The organism is Endozoicomonas sp. SESOKO4, assembly GCF_024606275.1.
On the sequence record NZ_JAHHPS010000335.1, the window covers coordinates 1 to 1,169 of the forward strand.

2 protein-coding genes are annotated in these 1,169 nt (G+C 43.7%); both read left to right on the plus strand.

Annotated features, from left to right (window positions below):
- The coding region (locus tag KDK16_RS06320; RefSeq protein ID WP_257275207.1) for a hypothetical protein at positions 1–776 on the plus strand (776 nt) is incomplete at its 5' end.
- Positions 777–972: 196 nt separating this feature from the next.
- The coding region (locus KDK16_RS06325) for a hypothetical protein (RefSeq protein WP_257275209.1) at positions 973–1,169 on the plus strand (197 nt) is incomplete at its 3' end.

The window sequence follows — 1,169 nt, forward strand, 5'->3', positions numbered from 1 at the left end:
AAATCAGCAACTGGTCAGAGGAGCAGTTCAGGATTTTTTTGAAAATCACTGATATATCTGAACACTATTATTTAACAGCAGATGATTGGCAAAGGCGCTCAAGACCGGATTACCCGGTATACATCCAAAGATACGAAGCCAGACAGGCGGGAACCAGAGACCCCATGGAAAAAGGTGCTGTTGAAGCAACCCCCTTCAAACCTTTACCCATTTATGTTCTGGCTAACATCATCAAAAATGGAATGGCCGTCAAACCAATCGTCTGGAAATCGCTTGAACATCATAAGGAGAGGCTGCCTGAATCTTTATTTTTCAGAATAAGAAATAGAATGGAAACATCAGGTACAGAATGCCCGGATGAGATTAAAGAATCACTGTCCCAATACCTGGATAACGTTCAATCCAGGGGGGCAGACGTCTTTGATTCGATGAGTGAACCGGAACCACAAAACATTAACCCGCCAGACGACAAACGAGAAAAACAGGCGTTTGGCAGTTTATGGTTAAAGCTCAACCAGACAGAAGCTTTTGGCACCGAAATACTGAACTTACTGGACGAGTATGGAGATGAAATGAAGCTTATGCACATCGTTACCGCCCTTAAAAAAGCCAAAACCGATATCGATAACCGCATACTGGAAGAATGGAGGCAACGGGCATGCAGTAAAATAGAGCGGTTAAAAAAGCGAGACCCTTTATTATCAGACATTGCTGATGATGTTTACCAGAGCTGTCAGGAATTAGAGTTACTTGATGGGTGTGAGGGTATTCTCTAAAAAGACCTTTGTCGTCTGGTGGAAGCTTAGTAAAACAAACTTTTCGCCAATTCCATTCATGGTAAGCTCGCCAGTTCGGTGCTATACAGTCTTACGCAAACATCAATTAATGAGCCTTAGCCTTATGTCAGATGACGTACGAATTTGGCCCAATAGCGAATCGATTCACAGACGCTGATTTTTTAAGTCTGGATCTATGAGACGCTCACAACATAACAACATTTTCTACTCACTAGTCCGATCACTGCTTCTGCTAGTGACAATAATGTTCGGGAAGTCGCTGCCTGCAATGGGACTCGTCGGCTCAAACCCGCTGCCAACTCATTTCTTGTATGCCGGTAAGTTAGCTGAACCTGAACTGCCCAATCCTTTTCGAGGGCGTCACAAAATGCT